At 53.2% G+C, this 20,050-nt stretch carries 18 protein-coding genes; 7 read left to right on the plus strand and 11 right to left on the minus strand.

What is annotated here, in order from left to right; genetic code table 11:
• Positions 1–138: 138 nt before the first annotated feature.
• The gene (locus tag X474_RS11385) at positions 139–1,896 is read right to left on the minus strand and encodes a sigma-54 interaction domain-containing protein (RefSeq protein ID WP_044348903.1); all 1,758 of its coding nucleotides are present in this window, start codon (positions 1,894–1,896) and stop codon (positions 139–141) included.
• 679 nt (positions 1,897–2,575) lie between these two features.
• Between X474_RS11385 and glyA the strand changes: the two genes are divergently transcribed.
• The 6 genes from glyA (at position 2,576) to ald (ending at position 9,019) form a co-directional block, all read left to right on the plus strand.
• Positions 2,576–3,811 (plus strand): serine hydroxymethyltransferase, encoded by a 1,236-nt coding sequence (glyA, locus tag X474_RS11390; protein ID WP_044348904.1) that lies wholly within the window; start codon positions 2,576–2,578, stop codon positions 3,809–3,811.
• Between the two features lie 169 nt (positions 3,812–3,980).
• Positions 3,981–5,006 carry a TRAP transporter substrate-binding protein DctP gene (dctP, locus tag X474_RS11395; protein ID WP_044348906.1) on the plus strand — a complete coding sequence of 342 codons (1,026 nt, stop codon included), beginning with the start codon at positions 3,981–3,983 and terminating at the stop codon, positions 5,004–5,006.
• Positions 5,007–5,117: 111 nt separating this feature from the next.
• On the plus strand, positions 5,118–5,645 hold the full coding sequence (locus X474_RS11400) for a TRAP transporter small permease (protein WP_044348908.1): 528 nt from the start codon (positions 5,118–5,120) through the stop codon (positions 5,643–5,645).
• Between the two features lies 1 nt (position 5,646).
• Positions 5,647–6,948 (plus strand): TRAP transporter large permease, encoded by a 1,302-nt coding sequence (locus X474_RS11405; protein ID WP_044348909.1) that lies wholly within the window; start codon positions 5,647–5,649, stop codon positions 6,946–6,948.
• Between the two features lie 30 nt (positions 6,949–6,978).
• Positions 6,979–7,896, plus strand: coding sequence for an alpha/beta fold hydrolase (locus tag X474_RS11410; RefSeq protein WP_044348911.1), 918 nt, complete (start codon positions 6,979–6,981; stop codon positions 7,894–7,896).
• Positions 7,897–7,906: 10 nt separating this feature from the next.
• A complete protein-coding gene (gene ald, locus X474_RS11415; protein WP_044348912.1) occupies positions 7,907–9,019 on the plus strand; it encodes an alanine dehydrogenase in 1,113 nt (370 codons plus the stop codon).
• 173 nt (positions 9,020–9,192) lie between these two features.
• Here the strand turns inward: ald and X474_RS11420 are convergent, their stop codons facing one another.
• The 8 genes from X474_RS11420 to X474_RS11450 form a co-directional block, all read right to left on the minus strand.
• A complete protein-coding gene (locus X474_RS11420) occupies positions 9,193–10,278 on the minus strand; it encodes an NADH:flavin oxidoreductase (RefSeq protein ID WP_044348913.1) in 1,086 nt (361 codons plus the stop codon).
• A 134-nt stretch (positions 10,279–10,412) separates the two neighbouring features.
• On the minus strand, positions 10,413–11,096 hold the full coding sequence (locus X474_RS11425) for a DVU0298 family protein (protein WP_052515111.1): 684 nt from the start codon (positions 11,094–11,096) through the stop codon (positions 10,413–10,415).
• Between the two features lie 14 nt (positions 11,097–11,110).
• On the minus strand, positions 11,111–12,340 hold the full coding sequence (locus X474_RS11430) for an FprA family A-type flavoprotein (RefSeq protein WP_044348915.1): 1,230 nt from the start codon (positions 12,338–12,340) through the stop codon (positions 11,111–11,113).
• 307 nt (positions 12,341–12,647) lie between these two features.
• Positions 12,648–12,809, minus strand: coding sequence for a rubredoxin (gene rd, locus X474_RS25620; RefSeq protein WP_082464309.1), 162 nt, complete (start codon positions 12,807–12,809; stop codon positions 12,648–12,650).
• A gap of 114 nt (positions 12,810–12,923) precedes the next feature.
• On the minus strand, positions 12,924–13,304 hold the full coding sequence (locus tag X474_RS11435; RefSeq protein ID WP_044348916.1) for a desulfoferrodoxin: 381 nt from the start codon (positions 13,302–13,304) through the stop codon (positions 12,924–12,926).
• A 62-nt stretch (positions 13,305–13,366) separates the two neighbouring features.
• Positions 13,367–13,942, minus strand: coding sequence for a rubrerythrin (gene rbr, locus X474_RS11440; RefSeq protein ID WP_044348917.1), 576 nt, complete (start codon positions 13,940–13,942; stop codon positions 13,367–13,369).
• A 72-nt stretch (positions 13,943–14,014) separates the two neighbouring features.
• Positions 14,015–14,245, minus strand: a complete 231-nt coding sequence (locus X474_RS11445) for a MarR family transcriptional regulator (protein WP_044348919.1) — start codon at positions 14,243–14,245, stop codon at positions 14,015–14,017.
• Between the two features lie 11 nt (positions 14,246–14,256).
• Positions 14,257–14,682, minus strand: coding sequence for a Fur family transcriptional regulator (locus tag X474_RS11450; RefSeq protein ID WP_044348921.1), 426 nt, complete (start codon positions 14,680–14,682; stop codon positions 14,257–14,259).
• Between the two features lie 484 nt (positions 14,683–15,166).
• On the opposite strand from X474_RS11450, the gene queC reads away from it, so the two are divergent.
• Positions 15,167–15,871 carry a 7-cyano-7-deazaguanine synthase QueC gene (gene queC, locus X474_RS11455; protein ID WP_044348922.1) on the plus strand — a complete coding sequence of 235 codons (705 nt, stop codon included), beginning with the start codon at positions 15,167–15,169 and terminating at the stop codon, positions 15,869–15,871.
• A gap of 107 nt (positions 15,872–15,978) precedes the next feature.
• Here the strand turns inward: queC and X474_RS11460 are convergent, their stop codons facing one another.
• Entirely contained in the window at positions 15,979–18,045 is a 2,067-nt protein-coding gene (locus tag X474_RS11460; protein WP_044348923.1) for an ABC transporter substrate-binding protein, read from the minus strand.
• A gap of 1 nt (position 18,046) precedes the next feature.
• The gene (gene dnaK, locus X474_RS11465) at positions 18,047–19,978 is read right to left on the minus strand and encodes a molecular chaperone DnaK (protein ID WP_044348924.1); all 1,932 of its coding nucleotides are present in this window, start codon (positions 19,976–19,978) and stop codon (positions 18,047–18,049) included.
• Positions 19,979–20,050: the final 72 nt, after the last annotated feature.

Raw genomic sequence — 20,050 nt, forward strand, 5'->3', positions numbered from 1 at the left:
AAGGTGTTTTTCAGCCCGTGTTAAGGACGTAACCCTATGAGCCTTGACGTAGGTTCTAATAATGCTTTACACACAGAAAGCCACACGCCTCTGCAAGGGCGCTGCAATACACACCATAAACCACGACAAAAACTGTTTTCAGATGCCGAGTTCCTTTATGCGGCGGTAAAGGGTGGGCAGGCTTATGCCCAGCTCCCTGGCCACCTCTTTTTTGCCGGGGACTGAGCTGCCGTGAAGCTCCAGGCTCTGGACAATGATAAGCCTTTCATATTCCTTGATCCTGGCCATAAGTCCTTGCTCCTTGGGCGGAAGCTGGATTGACTGACACACATTGGCCGGAAGGCAGGCCTTGGTGATTTTCTCGGACCGTTCCATGTTAACCGCGTATTCAATTGCGTTTTCCAGTTCACGCACATTGCCCGGCCAAGGGTGAATCAAAAGCTGTTCCCTGGCCTTTTGATCCAGACCCTTGACCTGGCTGTGAAAACGGGCCGCGTATTTTTTCATGAAATATTCCGCCAAAACCAGGATATCTGATTTTCTTTCCCTTAAAGGCGGTATGGTGAGCGGCATGACACTGAGCCTGAAGAAGAGATCTCTTCTGAATTTATGCAGGTATTCCCTGCTCTCCAGGTTTTGGTTGGTGGCGGCTATGACCCTGGCCTTTACCGGTATGGGGTTGACGCTTCCCACCCTTTCTACGATTTTTTCCTGTAGAACCCTTAACAGCTTGGCCTGCATATGCAGGGGCATGTCTCCGATTTCATCTAAAAAAATGGTGCCCTTGCCCGCCATTTCGAATTTTCCGGGTTTGCCTCCCTTTTTGGCGCCGGTGAAGGCTCCGTCTGTGTAGCCAAAGAGTTCACTCTCCAAAAGCGCTTCCGGTATGGCTGCGCAGTTGATGGGGATAAAGGGTGCGTTCCTCCTGGGCGAGTGATTGTGTATGGCCCTGGCAAAAAGCTCTTTTCCAGTGCCGCTTTCCCCCTGGATCAGGATGGTGGAGTCGTTGGCCGATATCTGGCTGGCATAGTTCACCACTGCCCTTATCTCCGGGCTGTCGCCTTTTATGTCGTCAAAGGAATACCTTATCTGGGTTTGGGAATATTCATAGACCTGGTTGTGAACCTGGTCCATATCCTCAATGTGCATGACGGCTCCGGCCACCTTTTCCTTGACTATTATGGGGTCGGCCGAGACCAGGAATTTGCCCTTTTCCGGATTTTGAGCCGAGACCTCCAGGCGTTTCAGGCTTCTGCCCTGGTTGATGAGAAAGTCATAGACCTGAAAGGGTAGAAATTCCCGGATGGAGTGGTTGATCCAGTCTTTTTGGTTGATGTCCGCCATTTTTTGGGCGGTTTTGTTGCTTTGAGTTATGGTGCCGTAGCGGTCCACCATGATTATGCCGTCATCCAGGAAATCCATGGTGGTCTGCAACTGCTTGGTGACCAGTTTTTCGTTGGCCATGGCCTCGCCGAGTTTTATGTCCTTGCAGATCAGGTCTGCCATTTCGCCGATAAACTCAAGCAATACTTCGGTATTGGCCAGGATTCTTTCCTTTTGGGCCTGGGTGTAGGTAACCATGAGGATAACGCCTATTATCTCGCCGTCATATTTCATGGTGCGGATCACCTCCGCGGTTTCAGGGCAGTTGTTCTCGTATTTACAGCCTTTACAGAACTCATGGTGCCCCGGATTCGGTATAACCGAGGAGCCTGTCTCGTTGACTTTTTGTACAAAGCTTTTGTTTATATCGGTTCCCCTTTTATTTAAAAAGGTTTTGCTGGTGGCCACCAACTGGAACTGATCATCTATCATGGCCACATCCACTCCCAGGGCGGCGGCAATGGCCTGGGTGGCGTGTTGCGCCGTATCAGCCACAAATTGAAGCCTGGTCACTGGTAAAATCCTTTCCCAAGGGGGCGTTTTCAAAAATCCTTTTGGTTTTTTGACCCGGTTTATTTAAAAAATAAATTATTCTCGTTTCCTGTTAGTTCTAACCCCTCTTGATTAGGGGACAGGTTTATTCAGCTTCAACCTTGTCTTATCTAAGGGGTCGCAATCTAAAGCTCTGGCCTGTATTCTCAAAAATCTGATTTGGAAAAATTGTTTCTTAGCCTTGATTTAGCTAACAAAGCATACTGTATGATTAATTGTCAATAGTGATATTTTGCACCAAGGCGCCCGTAGCGTGGTTTTTCAAGATTGATAAATTAGGTTTTCGCAAATGATAATTTATGCTAAGTAGCTGACATTCGTGTTCCCTTTGTAAATAAATTGTCATCTGAACGCCCGATTATAATAGGCTGATTTTAAAATTTATCAGATTTGAAAAGGAAGCTGTTGAAATGGGCTTTTTGTGAAACCTTACACAATCTCCGAGTAAAAAAATATCAATAATGATTAAGAGGTGTTATTGCGTGGTTCCCCGGTTTTTTTAAGGGGAATACAAATCATGGCATCTATTTTGCTCCGGCTGTTCCTGAAAGAAATATAAGCGTCGCGCTTTTTTATTGGCCTGAAACAGGAATCCGGATTCCATTTGCTTCCCTCAAGGGATTCAAAAGGAGCACCTTAGATGCAGTATTTGCCCCAGGATGATCCGGTTGTCGCCGAGTTGATCCAACGGGAAGAAACACGCATAGAGAACACCTTGGACCTGATAGCCGCGGAGAACCATTCGCCTTTGTCAGTGGCCGAGGCTTTGGGGTCCATATTTAACACCAAAACCATAGAAGGCTATCCCGGCAAACGGTTTCACGCCGGTTGCGAAAATGCTGACGAGGTCGAAAACCTGGCTATTGAGCGCGCCAAAGAGCTCTTCGGAGCGGAATATGTGAATGTGCAGCCGCACAGTGGGACCTCTTCGAACCTGGCGGTGTACTTTTCCGTGCTTAAACCTGGCGACCGGATCCTGGCCATGAGCCTCCCCCATGGCGGCCACCTCTCCCATGGGCACCAGGCTTCCATCACCAGCAAGTGTTTCAATTTTAAGCATTACACAGTCAACACCGAGACCGAACTTCTGGATTACGACCAGATCAGGGAAATGGCGCTTGAATTCAAGCCCAATATGATCGTGGCCGGAGCTTCCGCCTATCCGCGTTTGATTGATTATCAGGCCATGAGCGAGGTGGCGAAAGAAGTGGGGGCCTATCTGTTGGCCGATGTGGCTCACTTGGGCGGTCTGGTGGCGGCGGGGGTTATACCAAGCCCGGTGCCTCATTGCGATTTTGTGACCTTCACCTGCTACAAGACCATGATGGGCGGCCGGGGAGGCGTGATCCTAAGCAGGGAAAAGTATGGCGCTAAATTGAATCGGGCCATATTCCCCGGTTGTCAGGGAACCAGCGCGGTCAACATGATCGCCGCCAAGGCGGTTATCTTCAAGCTGGCCTTGGAACCTGAATTCAAGGCTATCCAGCAAAAAACCATAGAAAACGCCCACTCTTTGGCCTCTGAGCTGGAAAAGAGGGGCTTCCGCCTGGTAACCGGCGGCACAGACAACCATCAGGTGATTATCGATGTAACCCAGAAAGGCGTTAGCGGGGCCAAGGCCGAGAAGGTCATGGAATCCGTGGGCCTCATAGCAAACCGCAACATGATACCCGCTGATGCCGACAAAAAAGGCTCGATCAGCGGGATACGCCTCGGCACAGCGGGGATTACGGTTCGTAAAATGGCCGAACCAGAGATGGCCGGGATCGCGGCCTTGATTGACGACACCCTCAAGGCTGACGGCAATAGGGAGGAATTGGACAAAGTGGCTGAAAGGGTGCTTGATCTGGCCGGGCGTTTCCCGGTTTACAAATAGGCTTTTGCCCAGGTCTTTATCACCTGAGCCGAGGAAAAAATAAGCAGGTGCAACCGGCGTTTCTAAAGCCGGATGAAGAACAGTTTTTCAGGACATGAAGACAACTTGTGCCTTTAAGGGATCCTGAAACAATTACACGCCCAAAAACGATGAAGGAGAGTTTTATAAAATGCGTATCTCTAAGGTTTTGTCAGCAGGCGTTTTTGTTCTGGCCATGATAACCGCCATCGGCCTGGCCGCACCAGGCCAGGCCCAGGCAGGCAAGGTGAAACTCAAGATTGCCCAGACTGTTTTCCCGGCTCCTTCAGCTCACATGGATTCGGTTAAGAGAATCGCGGACAAGGTCACCAAGGCCACAGACGGCCGCATCACCTTCAAGGTCTACGGTCCCGAGCTGGCCGATTGGGCCGAGTTGAATGAAATGGTCATGCGCGGGGACATCGATATCATGCTGAGCCCCCTTTCCCCCAGCTACGACCCCCGCTGGAACGCGCTTTACGCACCTTACATCGTTACCACTTACAAAGAGGCCAAGGACGCCTTTGGGCCGGACGGATTCATGAATCCCATGCTGAAAGAGTGGGCGGACGACACCAATATGATCTGGCTCGGCGCCTGGTTGCAGGGCTTTACCGGCGTCTCCTTGAGTGAACGCCCCGCCGCCACCGTGGAAGAGGCCAAGGGCATCAAGATTCGCACCACCCCCATCGCGGCTTATGAATGTTGCTGGAGCAAGCTTGGATTCACCCCCAGCCTGATCCCCTACAGCGAGGTTCCCACCGCCATTTCCACCGGCGTGGTCGACGGCCAGGCAGGCGGTGGCCCCTTCCAGACCTACAGCTGCTGCCGCGATCTGAACAAATACTTCATGTTCTACAGGGACAGTGTCGAAGTCTGGGCCTATGCCATGAACAAAGACGCCTGGAACAAGCTTGACGCCAAAGACCGGGAGCTGATCGCCAAGGTGGTGGCCGAAGAAGCCCAGGCCAGGATCGCCGGCGCTGAAAAAGAAGACATGGAATACATGAAAAAGCTCACCGACTACGGCCTCACCGTGGTGGACTTGGCCGATCATCCCAAAAAATTGGCCATGGCCAAGCAGAGGGGCCGCTCCTGCTGGAAAAAGCTGGACGAGATCGTGGGTAAGGTGTGGATGGACAAGATCCGCAAATCCGTGAATATGCCTATCGAATAGGGCTTGTCGCCAAATAAAGCCTTGGCAAGACACCAGGAGCGGGCCGCTTAACCGGCGGCCCGCCCAAAACGCCCTTTAAAGGGATGTTTAAACCCCAAGGAGACAAGCCCCATGTCTGCGAGCGTAAATATCTTAAACAAAGTGGATCGCTTTTTGGCCGGGTCCATGAAAACCATAATCATAGCGGTTATTGTCATGGCCACCTTTACCATGTTTTTGCAGGTAATCTCCCGCTATGTTTTTCAGGTGGCCATCTCGGGCTTAGACGAACTGGCCGGGCACACCGCTGTTTGGCTTTATCTTATGGGCGCAGCCTACGGGACCTACGAACGGACTCATATCAAGGCTGACATGATGCATTTATTTGTCAAAAGCCCCAGGGTGTTGCAGGTTATCAGGGCCGCCGCCGCAGCTGTTTCGGTGGTTATCTCCTGCTACATGACCACCTGGGCCTTTGGTTATATCAAGTGGAGCATCCTTAAACACGAAGTCACCCCCACCTTGCGCCTGCCCACTGTGATTTTTCAGCTTCCCATTCTGATCGGCGCATTTTTAATGGTGGTTTATTTTTTGCGCGAGTTCATAGACATCCTGAGGCGCGGCCCTCAAGTCTCGCCGGTATCGGAACAGGAGGGCTAAGGTGACGGATCTGGCTATTGGACTGGGACTATTGGTTATTCTCATGGTCAACGGCGTGCCCGTGGCCATGGCCTTCGGGGCCATGGCGCTTTATCTGGCCACCGCCTTTGACATGGGCTCAGCCGTCTTGATTCCCACTGCTTTTTACCAGTTAAAATCAGTGGTTCTTTTGACTATCCCCTTTTTCATTCTCATAGGCACCTTGATGAGTTCAGGCGGATTGGCTGTTCGCCTGATCGATTTTGTAAACTCCATGGTCGGCAGGATCAGGGGCGGCCTGGGAGCCGTGGCTGTGGTGGCCTGCGCCATGTTCGGCTCCATTGGCGGATCATGCTCTTCGGCAGTGGCCGCCATCGGCACCATCATGATTCCCCGCATGGAGGAAAACGGCTATGACAGGGGATATGCAACCGCCCTGGTGGCCTGCGCCTCTATTTTAGGCCAGCTCATCCCGCCGAGCGTCTCGATGATTCTCTTTGCCCTGATCACCTATCAATCCATACCCGGCTGTTGGCTGGCTACGGTGGGCCCGGCCTTTTTGACCATAATTATATTCTGTATTTTCAATTACTTCATGACCAGAAAAATGCCCTTGAAACTGTTACCCAAGGCAAGCCTGAGCGAGCAGCTGAAGGGTGTGGCCACCTCTACGGTCAAGGCTTCCTGGGCCCTGGCTCTGCCGATGATCATATTGGGCGGCATCTACGGGGGCATTGCCACTCCCACGGAATCGGCCTGTGTTTCGGTTCTCTATGTCATCCCGGTAAGCATGTTTGTTTATAAATCCCTTACCATGAAGGGGCTTGGCAAGGCCTTTGTCTCGGCTGCCACCACTACCGGTGTCTTGGTGATCATGCTCTTTTTCGTGATGATCAACACCAGGATCATGACCATGGAGCAGCTTCCCCAGGAGATGGCCGCCTGGATTTTAAGCATAAGCGACGACAAGATGGTCATTCTTTTGATGGTCAATGTCTTTCTCTTGGGAATCGGCATGATCATGGATGACATCTCAGGCACCATCCTGGCCGCTTCCCTGCTTTTCCCGGTCATGAAAAAGTTGGGCATCCATCCCCTTCATTTCGCGGCCATGCTGGGCGTGAACCTTGGGCTTGGAAACGTCACCCCGCCAACTGCGCCGATTTTATATCTGGCCGGAAGGATAGGGGGTGTGCGCATTGAGAGCTATTTGAAACCCGCCTTGATTCTCATGGTAGGCGGTCTTTTGCCTGTGGTCCTGGCCACCACCTATTGGGCGGACCTTTCCCTGTTCCTGCCCAGGCTCTTTGGTTTTGCCCATTAAGCGGGATAAGCGGGGACAAGGTTTTTAACCATGGCGGCAAAAGACAACATTAAGCATATTTCGGCCAGAAAACCGGCCGGTTGCGAGATTGAGACCTCTTTTCTTGATCTGGAAAATGGCCGGGTCTTTGTGCAGAGATGTGGACCGCAAAATGCAAGGCCCGTGGTTTTGGTTCACGGTTTTGCGGTTTGGTCCTATATCTGGGAGCCCACCATGCAGGCCCTGGCCAAAGCCGGGTATCAGGCCGTGAGTTTTGACCTTTACGGCAGGGGATACTCGGACAAGCCGCAACTGGCCTATGATCGGGGTCTTTTTGAAAGACAGCTGCATGAGTTGATCACCATGCTTGATTTTGAAAACCGGCCCGTATTGGCGGGCCTTTCCATGGGAGGTGGAATAGCCGCGGGATTCGCAGCCAGGCACGAAAAAATGCTAGCGGGACTTGTCCTTATTGCTCCGGCAGGGGCGGGGGAAAGCCCCGGAATGGAACAAAGGTTGATTCAATTACCTTTGGTGGGGGAGTTGTTGAGCCTTTTAAAGGGGGAGACGTATCTGATTAAAGGGCTTGAGATGGATATGCATGAGCCTGTGCGGTTTGAGTTTTATAAAAGCCGCTTCAAGGAACAGCTTGGATGCAAAGGATATAAGCGTTCCTTGTTATCAAGCCTGAGAAACGGGCTTTTAAATGGCAGGCTGCCGGAATACCGATTGGCCGGGGAGCTGGATCTACCTCAGCTCATTATCTGGGGCAACCGGGATCAGGTGGTGCCCCATAGGCAGATAAAGGCCATACGCCAGGCCATGCCCCGGGCGGAATACCGGGAAATCAAGGCTTGCGGACATATCCCGCATTTTGAAAAACCAGAGATAACCAACACGATTTTGCTGGACTTTTTAGGCCGAATTCGGCCTTTGAAAGACCTTTTTGAAGAACCAGGTAAAAAATAGAGGAGCAATTATGCTGGTAGGCATTCTTAAGGAAATCAAGACAGCGGAAAACCGTGTATCCATGACTCCGGCCGGTGTCGAGGTCATGGTCCAGAACGGACACGGTGTATTGGTGGAAAAACAGGCCGGCGCGGGCAGCGGTTTTGATGATGAGGCCTATGTCAAGGCCGGAGCTGAAATAGCCGAAACCCCGGCCGAGGTTTTTGGACGGGCCGATATGGTTATGCATGTCAAGGAGCCGCTTCCCAGTGAGTACGACCTGATCCGTCCGGGCCAGATAGTCTTCACCTATCTGCATCTGGCCGCGGCGGAGGAGTTGACCCAAGCCCTGATCAAAAGCGATTCCATCTGCATTGCCTATGAAACCATTCAAAAGGCAGATGGATCGTTGCCCCTTTTGACTCCCATGAGCGAGGTGGCGGGGCGCATGGCTATCCAGCAGGGGGCCAAGTATCTGGAGATGGCCCAGGGTGGCCAGGGTGTGCTTTTGGGTGGCGTGCCTGGAGTGGACCCCGGAACCGTGGTGGTTATCGGCGGCGGCGTGGTCGGCACAAACGCGGCCAAAATGGCCTGCGGCCTGGGAGCCAAAGTCTATATCCTGGATATGAACCTGGATCGCCTGCGTTACCTAAACGATGTCATGCCCGCCAACTGCGTTACCATGATGTCCAGTCCCCAGACTTTGCGCAAGCTGGTCAAGGAAGCCGATGTGGTGGTGGGAGCGGTGCTGTTGCCCGGAGCCAAGGCGCCTAAGCTGGTGACCAAGGAAATGCTCAAGACCATGAAACCCGGCTCGGTTTTGGTGGATGTGGCCATTGACCAGGGCGGCTGCTTTGAGACCTCCCAAGCCACCACCCACTCGGAGCCGATATTCAATGTGGACGGGGTGGTGCATTACTGCGTGGCCAACATGCCCGGCGCCGTGGCCAAGACTTCCACCCTGGCCCTTACCAACGCCACCTTGCCCTATGCCTTGGAGATAGCCAATCTGGGTTGGGAAAGGGCTCTCAAGGAAAACCAGGAGATAAGGTTGGGGGCCAATGTGATTAAAGGCAAGGTTACCTATAACGGCGTGGCCCAGGCCTTTGATCTGGATTACACCCCTGTGGAAGAAGCTTGGTAAGCCTTTGATTACGCCTTAAATGAAGCGGCTTGCCGGTAAAAAAACCGGGCGGGTCTAAAGACCCGCCCGGAATCCGGTAACGCCGCTTTTTTGGCGTGTGGCATTTACAAAGTCCGGGAGGGCTTTGAAAAAAAACTGTACGGCGTTATTTAAACAAATCTCCAGGTTGTTTTTCAGGCCTGGTTTTTAACGCAGGCAACCTGATCCTTAAGGCCCAGGACCAGGCAGCGGCCGCAGGAATCGCATAGCGGGTCCTGGGTTTTGCCTTGCCGCCAGATTTGGGCGAGATCCGGTTGGCAAATAAAAGGTCTGCTCATGGCCACTGCGTCTACGCCTTTAAGGGCCTTTTCCACGGTTTTGCGTTTTCTGAAACCACCCACCGCAATAACCGGGCAATTCACCTTATCTTTAATTCTTAAGGCGTTATCCAGGAAATAGGCTTCATCCTCCTGGTTTTTAACCGGCCTGATGGTGGATTTGCGCCCCGCGGCCGGTGAGCCTCCGCTTATCTCAAAGGCATGGCAGCCTGCCTGCTCTAGGAGCCGGGCGCTTTCTATTGCCATTTCCAGGGTTTGTCCGCCCGTTACCCCGTCTTCGGAGTTCAGCTTGGCGATAACCGGGAATCCGGGGCCCACAGCCTCACGCACAGCTTTCAGAACTTCAATGCAAAAGCGGGTTCGATTTTCCACGCTGCCGCCGTGTTCATCCCGGCGGGTGTTGTAAAGGGGGCTTAGAAACTGGCTCAAAAGATAGCCATGGGCCATATGGAGTTCAACGGCATCAAATTCCGCGGCCTTGGCCCTGGCTGCGGCCAGGAAAAAGGCCTCTTTGATGCGGGCCAGGTCCTGGTGATCCAGTTCCCTGACCTCCAGGTCTGCCACAGCGGGGGCTTCGGCGCTAACCGCCTTAGGTATCATGCCGGTTAACTTCTGGCGGGCCAAGGCTCCGCCGTGGGCCAGTTGCAGGGCCACCTTGCCCCCTGACTTATGTACAGCATCTGCTATGCGGGCAAGGGGCCCTATCATGGCGTCAATATGTGCTCCCAACTGCCTTTTCAGGCAGCGGCCGGGCTCCTCCACAAAGGCAAAGCCGGTAATAATCAGGCCCACTCCACCCTCGGCCGGAGCGGCATTGAAAAGCGCGGTATCATGACTGGCCGAGCCGTCGGGCAGGGCGTTGCCCTCCCAGGTGGCGCTTCTGACCAATCTGTTTTTTAGCTCCAGGCGGTTTATACGCCACGGAGTGAAAATATCCGTCATATTCAGTCTCTTGTTACAGGTTCACAGGGCCGGGCGCCTGAAGGCAACAAACCCAGCCCAGGCCAAAATTCATTTTTTCCTCGGGAAATTTATCCCCAAGCCCGCTTGTGAGCAAGTTACACAAATATGAAAAATCAGGAATTGATGCGGTCCAGGGCATTTTGGGTCAGGGAGGAGAGCGACTTTTCCTCTAATCTGTCCTGCTCCCAGATTAATACCCTGGTTGAATCAGCCAAGAGGCCGGATAAGGGATTTATTGCCTTTTTATCTCCGAGCCAGCCCAGGGCCCAGGCCGCAGCTGCCTTCAATTGGGGGTCGCTGGAGGTTAAAAGCTCGCAAAGCCCCGTGGAAATGCCTTTTTCTTTCAGATGGGAAGGGTCCCTTTGGGCCCAGCGCCCCAAACCCCAGGCCACACCCTGGCGCAGAAGGGTGAATTCAAGATAGTTGTGAGTCCGGTCCAGGTAGGAGATCAAAAATTTGCCGAATTCATCGGCCAGCACAGGGGAGCTGAAAAAGGCCTCACCCATGGCCTCGCTGGTTCCCCAACCGATTCCACCGGATTCTTCATTCAGACTCCAGACTAGGCGCCGCATTATTTCCCTGGCCTCTGCAAGGTCCCGCCGGGCCAGTTCCGCGATCACAAGCCCAAAGGACCTGGCTGCCCTGTGCCTTAGCTCAAGGTCTCTGCGCCTTATTATTCCGCAGAGACAGCTGAGCACGGCTTTTGGGGGCTGGTCTTTAAAAAGAACCGGGAACTGCCCCCAGTTTTTAGAGGACAGTTCCCGGTATATTTCTTTTTTTAATTGCGTTTTTCGCAAGTTACCATTCCCGGTCAGCAGGAGCTTTCCAGGGGGGTGCAATCGGGCAGGCCGGATTCAATTGCCGCCTTGCCGAGTTTTTCGCCGAGTTCAACGCATTTGGCCAGGGAGTCGTGACCAGGCACATACTGCACCTTGACCCCGGGCTCGGGCATCTGAAGCTTCATGTCTTCCAGATAACCTGTGATCTGCTTCACCGCCTCACCACTCCAACCATAGGAGCCAAAGGCTCCGGCCAGGCGATCGGTGGGTTTGAGGCCTTTGGCATAGGTGAGGAAGTCCGCCACGGTCGGCAGAATGTTGTTGTTTAAGGTCGGGGAGCCAAAGACCAGCACCTTGGCATCCAAAAGCTCGGTCATGACGTCTGAGCGGTGGGTGTTTTTGAGGTTCATGAGCCGCACGGAAAGGCCCTGGTTAACCAGACCTTCGGCCACGGCCTTGGCCATTTTTTCGGTGCTGTGCCACATGGTGTCATAGATCACCAGCCCCTTGGCCCGGCATTCCTGCTTGCTCCAGCTGTCATAAGCCTTGATGATGCGGCCCGGGTCTCCCCGCCAGATCAGGCCATGGTCCGGGGCGATCATGTCGATCTCCAGGCCCAGCTCGTTGACCTTGGCCAGGACTTTCTGGACCAGGGGGGAATACAGCAAAAGGATGTTGGCGTAGTATTTGGCGGCATGCTCCATCAGGTGAGCTGTGTCCACCTGATCGTCAAAGCGTTCGCTGGTGGCCCAATGCAGGCCAAAGGCGTCGTTTGAGATCAAAAGCTTGGCTTCGGGAATATATGAGAACATGCTGTCAGGCCAGTGCAGCATGCGTGTTTCCACAAATTGCACGGTGTGACGCCCCAATTTGAGGCTTTCACCGGTTTTCACCACTTCCAGGGGCCAGTCTTTAGCCTCATTGTAGTGGGCCAAGAGGGCCTTTTTGCCCATGGGAGAGCAAAAAACCTTTTCCGGTTTGATGCGCGCGATAATCTCGGGCAGCCCGCCGGAATGGTCTGGTTCGACGTGGTTCACAACCAGGTAGTCTATTTTTTCCGGCTCCACGATTTTGTGGATTCTGTGAAACAGATCAGAGGTGAAACCCTTTTTAACACCGTCAAACAGGGTGATTTTTTCGTCCATTATAAGGTAGGAGTTATAGGTGGACCCTTCCTTGGTGGAATAACCGTGAAAATCACGAATGTTCCAGTCCACCGCACCCACCCAGTGGATATCTTTTTTAAGCTCAACAGGTTTCATTATAACCACCTATCAGGTCGGCTTAGGGCCTTATTCAGGGTCCGTCGCCATGTTTAAGGTTTTTAAAGATTGGTTGGCGGTCATGGCTTTTTCCTTTCCGTCTTTTTAGAACGAAATTCCCCTTTTACAATAACAAAAAGATATTGAAAAAGAGCTTTACCATGCATAAACCAAAGCCACTTGACGAAAAAAACCTGTCAAATGGCATCTGACAAGGGCCTGGCAGGGCGGTTTTCAACACCCTGCAGGAGGCCCTTGTCAGTAAATTTTGAAGGTTGGATAGTTATATATCCAGCCTTTTTTTAAATTAGTCTTCAGGCTCGAACTGGTCCTTGCTGGCTCCGCAGACCGGGCACACCCAATCGTCGGGCAGATCGTCAAAGCTGGTTCCTGCGGGGATATCGTTGTCGGGATCGCCTGTTTTGGGGTCATAGGTGTATCCACAGACAGTGCAAACGTATTTTTCCATTATGTTCTCCCAAAAGCCCTGGTGGCTTAAAAAAGTGTGTTTTTAAACAAACCCGTCACCGTTTGGTCAGCAATGACCGGGCATCATGTGTTAAGACACCCGGCCAATTTTGATTTAGCTTTGGGCTTTCCAGTGGCCGTGCAGGTTACAGTATTCCCTGGCTTCCACCTTGTCGGCATTGATCATGAAGACCGCTTCGGGCGCCTGCCCGGGTTTCAAGAACTGCATATAGGCCTTGCCGTCGGCAACCAGCTCGATCCACTGGATGTAGTGCTTTTCCTCCATGGGATGAGCCACGCTGCCCACCTTGACCTTAAAGCCACCTTCTATCTTTTCGATAACCGGCACATGCTTTTCCTTGGCAGCGTCTACGGTGTTCTCGTTCTGCAGCACCATGGGTTCGCCGCAACAGACCAGTTCTCCCGCCCCTCCGTTTACCACTTCAATGATATTTCCGCAGGCTTCGCACTTGTAAACTTCCAGCCTTTCAGCCATTTTAAATTCCTCCCCCTTAACGGGTATTGAAAGTCGATTAAATAGCTTCCTATTTGTAAAGGCTACCAGTTCCCATCCTTTAACTCAAAGTGAGCCTTGGGATGGGCACAAGCCGGGCAGACCTCGGGTGCGCCGACGCCAACATGATTATAACCACAGTTACGGCAGCGCCAGGTAACGGTTTCTTCACGTTTGAAGACCTTGTCGGCCTTGATGTTTTCGATAAAGGCGTTATAGCGTTCCTCGTGATAGCGCTCGGCCACGGCAATGCTCTCCATGCAGGCGGCTATCTCGGGGAAGCCTTCCTCCAGCGCAACCTTGGCAAAGGAGGGGTACATAACGGTGTGCTCGTAGTTCTCTCCGCCTGCGGCCTCGGCCAGGTTATCCAAGGTGGTGCCGATCACTCCGGCGGGGAAAGAAGCCTGGATCTCGACTTCACCGCCCTCCAGGAACTTGAAAAGCCTTTTAGCGTGTTCTTTTTCCTGATTGGCTGTCTCCAGGAAGATGGCTTCAATCTGCTTGTAGCCGTCTTTTTTGGCCTGGGATGCAAAATAGGTGTAACGGTTTCTGGCCTGGGATTCACCGGCAAAAGCGGTAAGGATGTTCTTTTCGGTCTGAGTGCCTTTGAGGGATGGCATATTATCTACTCCTGATTAAAAAAATTAGTTCAACCGGCGGTAAGTTCCGCCTCACCAGACTCTATTTCCAATTCAGCCAGGCAAATTGTCTTTGCCTTCTTGAGTGATGCCGTATTTGCAGCGGGCCGGGCTGTCAACCAGCCCCTGGGTTTTCAGCTTTTTCACGGTCGCTGTGACCTGTTTGCCGTCCAACCCCGATATGGTGGCGATCTGTTTGTTGGCCAGCGGTGCATCCGACTCGGCCAAGGTTTTTAAAACCGCCTTTGCGTCTTCAGAAAGGGTTGCCTTGGTGTCTGCGCACATTTTTGTCTCCTTCAGTTCAAAGAAGCGTCTCTTTGTCTTTTCCTGTCAGCCTGGCATTTTGGGCAGATCCCCAAAAATTCCAGATTGTGGGAAATAATTTGAAAGTTGGTTTTTTCTGCCATGGAATCTTCCAGCCCCTGGATCAGCGGTAGGTCCGCATCCGCCACTCTTCCGCAGATAACGCAACGCAAGTGGTAGTGGTTATGCGGATTGCCGTCAAAGCACATCTCTGCGCCACTGACCTCCAGCTTGCGTATAATGCCCTGCTTACTCATCAACTCCAGGTTGCGGTAGACGGTTCCCAAACTTATCTTGGGAAGCCTTTCTCTTACGATTCCGCACAATTCCCTGGCTGTGGGATGAGTATCAAGCTTTTTCAGTTCCTCCAGAATGACTTTCTTCTGTTTGGTCATTCGTGGTTTTGGGGTGGGCTCCATGGCCGCTCCAATCGATAATAATTACCATTACTGATAAGACTATAAAGGTAACCCCACTCTCTGTCAAGGCGTTGGGCTTAAAAATGGCTCCTAAATTTTCAGGTAGCGAAATCAGCTTTTAGCTTGACTAATTCTGCGAAATACCTTTTATCCGCAAAGGTGGACTTTACACGGGAACATCGGGAACAGAGTTATACCCTATCCTATTAAAGTAAAACCATCGGGTTGTTTATGCAAGGGTGCAGTTTGGGATAAAAGTAACTATTTGCAAGTGCCTTCGTCTTGGCCCGTCTCTCCGGGGAAGGGAAGGGTCTTTTAAAAGGGAGATAATCATATCCTGGTGGTAGATTGGAATTGCTGTGATAATTATATGATACAGATTCGGTTGGATAAGGGAATTTTTCCAGCTTTTTAAACCCCGTGAGGGGGGCAAGGCCTGTCAAGGTCTGTTTTTTGACACATTTGTTTTTTTAAGGAGATACCTTTGACTGCCAAGAACAATAAGCGTCAGGCGGTTGTTCTACTGTCCGGCGGGCTTGATTCCACCACCTGTCTGGCTATTGCCAATGATATGGGATTCACCTGCCACGCTTTAAGTTTTCGTTACGGTCAGCGCAACTTTGTGGAATTGAAATCCGCTGCAAGGGTGGCCAAGATCCTGGGTGCGGAGACTCACAGAATATTGGATTTGGATCTGCGCATTATCGGTGGATCAGCCCTTACAGATGAACTTGAAGTTCCCAAGGACAGGACTGAGGCCGAGATGGAGTCTCAAGTGCCTGTAACCTATGTGCCTGCCAGAAACACCCTTTTTTTAAGCTTGGCCCTGGGGTTGGCCGAGGTGGTGGGGGCTCTTGATATTTTCATTGGGGTCAATGCCTTGGACTATTCCGGATATCCGGATTGCAGGCCGGAATTTATCAAAGCCTTTGAGGAAGTCGCTCGCCTGGGCACCTGCGTTGGCGCTGAAAAAGGACAAAAGATAAACATCCAAACTCCCTTGATCGACCTGACCAAGGCCCAGATTATTAAAAAGGGCCTGAGCTTGGGTGTCGACTATGGCCTGACCCACACCTGCTATGATCCGGACGAGCAGGGCAGGGCTTGCGGCAGGTGTGACTCCTGCCAGTTGAGGCTCAAGGGATTTGCCCAGGCGGGTATTGAGGACCCGGTCATTTATTCCTCTTGAAAAAAACGTACGGTTAATTAAGCAGGCAAGTTTACAGCCGTTTATAAGTATAAATCCCCGGCAGCATCTGCTGTCGGGGATTTATTAGCTCACAACTTAGGGCGTCATCAATATAGAACCGAGCCTGCCGGTGGATCTTTCTTACCAGCCAAGTCCTCTGTCTCGCCACCCTCGGACTGTGCGGGTTGGTCCTCATGCAGGTTTTGCTCCTTTAAATTTTTTTCTTGATTCAAAGGCTCGTCAAAACCGGGTACTGGGGGTTCGTATAGTTTGAAGCTGTTGTTCTTAACTGTATAAAGCGTCAGTTCCTTGCGTAGTCTACGGTCCGGGCCCATGCTGAGTTCACCGCACACACCGGGGGCCAGGCGCAGCTCGTTCAGAGCGTTTTTCATCTGGATTCTGGTCCTGGGCGGATTGGGACCGTTTAAAAGACTCTTGACCACATGGGCTGCGTCATAGGCATGGGCGTCGAGTACATTGGGGGGACGGTCCAAAGTGGACTCAAACTGAGTCACAAAATCACGCACCAGGGGTTGCCCTGAATCCGCTGCAAAGGCGTCCGGAAAGAGGCTTCCCTCCACATAGTGCCCGGCCAGATTCAGTAAACGGGGATTGTGCCACAGGTTGGTTCCCATAAGGGTCACACCCACGATATCGAAATAGGTGAGTTGCGGCGCGATCATCCCCACCCTGCTGGGGCTGTCAGGTACAAAAAGGGCCTCGAAATCTATCCTGGGCTTGGGAGACTCGGGATGTCCCGGCCGATAATTTCCCGGCGGCAGATGGACCAGCCTTTTGATCTCATCGGTGTAATCAGTGAGTTTGGGGTTGTAGTAGATGGTCCTCACCAGAACTCCGCCCCTTTGTTCCAGCCCTTTGGCCATAAGAGAGGCAAAGCCTTTGCCATAGGCGCTGTCCGGAGCTAAAACCGCTACTTTTGTCAGACCTCTTTCGCTCATGATTTCCTTGAGCAGGGCGTCGACCTGTTCTTCAGGCGTGAAAAAGTTCTGGAAAATATAGTCTCCCGCCCTGGTGGCGCCTTCCAGCTGGGTTATGGTGATCAAAGGGGTCTTAAGCTCTTGCGCCCGCCTGGCCGAGGCTAAGGATGTGGCCGCTCCCATGGGGCCGATAATGGCCATTACCCGGTGCTTTGTAACCAGTCTTGAGACTGCTTCCGCCGCTTCCATGGGGTTGTTTTTACTGTCTTCGATGAAAAGTTTCACCTGGCCGGCGCCTTGGGTGCTGAATAGTCCCAGGCCGAGTTCCACCGCGGCCAGCACCTCCCGGCCATGGGCCGAGTAGCGTCCGCTCAAGGGCAGGATCACCCCCACTGACGAGGGCCTGACCATTCTGGCCTGGGCGATCTGGCCTTCCATCTCCCTTATCTGGTTCATGAACGGCTCGGCATAGGCCATGCCGCGCAGTTCACTCAAGGTGCTTTCGGCCTGGGCGGTGTTGCCTTCTCTGAGGTTTGCCCGGGCCAGGCCGACCAAAAGGGCCGTGCGAATCTGGGGCGGGTTGGATGCGCTCAAAAGAGGCTTTATTTCATAGGGGGCCAGTCTGCCTGCGGTTTGGGCCAGTTTATCGGCCACGGTTTCCAAAGTTTCGGGACCGCCCTGCTTGGCCAGCTCCACATAGGTGTTTAAGGCTTCTTTTATCCGGCCCAGGGAAATTAGGGCCTCGGCCAGCATGCGGTGGGCCTTTAAGCGTTGTTCCCAATTCAGAGCCCTGGCCGGATGACTTATGATTCTTTTGAGGCGGGAGGCGGACCTTTGGTTCTGGCCTAGTTTCTGTTCCTGTTCGGCTGCCAGAAGTTCGGCATCCGACGCTTGCCTGGCAAAGGGGTCAAAGGCCAAAAGGCGCAGGGACCAATCAAGGGATGCCTGGTGGCGGCCGTCTTGGCCCAGAGCCTTGGCCAACCCGTACATGGCCCGGCTGGCCAGCTCCCTTTCGGGCTTTTGCTTCAAGGCGGCCCTGTAGGCGTCCACCGCCAGAGCGGCGCGGCCTTGGGCCAGGCGGCTGTCCCCCAGGTTGATCAAGGCCACCACCTCGGTGGTGCTTGGCTTGACCGGCTCGGGCGGCGCCGTAGTTGGTCTGGGCTGGGCACAGGCCCCCGCAAGGAGGGCCAGCGCCAGCATTAATATGACATGAAGCTTTTTAAGGCGTTGATACACGCTACTTTTTCACCTCTTCAAAATCAGCGTCCACCACATCGTCTGCCGCATCCTGGCTCTTGGCCTGGCCTTGTTCCTGGCCCTGGCCCTCGCCGGGCTGACCCTGGGCGCCGGCCTGCTGCTCGGAACCGCTGGCAGAGTACATGGCCTCGGCCAGTTTATGGCTTACCTGGGTGAGTTCTTCCACTGCCTTGTCAATGGCAGCCTTGTCTTCACTATCGAGGACCTTGCGGAGTTCCGCCACCTTGGCTTCTACATCGGATTTAAGGGCCGCGTCAACCTTGTCGCCCATATCCTTTAAGTTTTTTTCGCAGGAGTAGGCCAGGCTGTCGGCCTGGTTCCTGGCCTCTACCAGTTCTTTATGTTTTTTGTCTTCTTCGGCATGGAGTTCGGCATCCTTGACCAGCTGCTCGATCTCTTCCTCGCTCAAACCGCTGGAAGCGGTGATCTGGATGGACTGTTCCTTGCCGGTGCCGAGGTCCTTGGCGCTTACGTGCACAATACCGTTGGCATCGATATCAAAGGTGACCTCGATCTGGGGCACGCCCCTGGGTGCGGGCGGGATGCCCACCAGCTCAAAACGGCCCAGGGTCTTGTTGTGGGCGCTCATTTCGCGCTCACCCTGGAGCACGTGAATGCTCACCGCAGGCTGATTGTCGGCCGCGGTGGAGAAGATCTGGCTCTTTTTGGTGGGGATGGTGGTGTTCTTTTCGATGAGTTTGGTCATCACGCCGCCCAAGGTCTCAATGCCCAGGCTCAAGGGAGTGACATCCAAAAGGAGCACGTCTTTTACGTCGCCGCCTAAAACGCCGCCCTGGATGGCGGCGCCCACGGCCACCACCTCGTCGGGGTTCACGCCCTTGTGGGGATCGCGGCCAAAGATGGCTTTAACCTTCTCCTGCACCCTGGGCATGCGGGTCATGCCGCCGACCAGGATAACCTCGTTGATTTCGCCCTTGTTCAAGGCTGCGTCTTTCAGGGCCATCTGACAGGGGCCTTCAACCCGGTCGATGAGGTCTGCTACCAGGGCTTCCAGCTTGGAGCGGTTCAGCTTGATGTTGAGGTGCTTGGGACCGGTCTGGTCAGCCGTGATAAAGGGCAGGTTGATGTCTGTCTCCATGGAGGAGCTGAGCTCCATCTTGGCCTTTTCGGCGGCTTCCTTCAAACGCTGCAGGGCCATTTTGTCCTGGCGCAGGTCAATGCCCTGTTCCTTTTTGAATTCCTCGGCCAGGTAATCCATGATGCGCAGGTCAAAGTCCTCGCCGCCCAGGTGGGTGTCGCCGTTGGTGGATTTAACCTCGAATACGCCGTCGCCGATCTCCAGGATGGAGATGTCAAAAGTGCCGCCGCCCAAGTCAAAGACCGCGATCTTTTCATCGGTTTTTTTGTCCAGGCCATAGGCCAGGGCTGCCGCGGTGGGCTCGTTGATGATGCGCTGCACATTCAGTCCGGCGATGCGGCCGGCGTCTTTGGTGGCCTGGCGCTGGGAGTCGTTGAAATAGGCGGGCACGGTGATAACCGCATCGGTCACGGTCTCGCCGAGGTAATCTTCGGCGGTCTGCTTCAGTTTGGCCAGAACCATGGAAGAGACCTCGGCCGGGCTCAAACTTTTGTCCTGCAACTTGATGGCTGCGTCGTTGTTGGCGCCTTTCACGATCTCGTAGGGCATGATATTCAAGTCTTTTTGCACTTCAGCGGACTCGAACTTGCGGCCAATAAGCCTTTTCACGGCATAGACGGTGTTTTTGGGGTTGGTAATGGCTTGCCTTTTGGCTACCTGACCCACCAGGCGTTCGCCCGAGTCGGTGATGGCCACCACGCTGGGTGTTGTGCGGCTGCCTTCCTGGTTAGTGATGACCTTGGCTTCGCCGCCTTCCATCATGGCCAGGCAGGAGTTTGTGGTACCCAAGTCGATTCCGATGATTTTGCCCATTTGTTATCTTTTCTCCTTAAAATGCTTTTTGACGCCGCAAAGGGGCTTTTTTATTATGTAAGGCTCGTTTGC

The sequence above is a fragment of the Dethiosulfatarculus sandiegensis genome, from assembly GCF_000931935.2.
Lineage (GTDB): Bacteria > Desulfobacterota > Desulfarculia > Desulfarculales > Desulfarculaceae > Dethiosulfatarculus > Dethiosulfatarculus sandiegensis.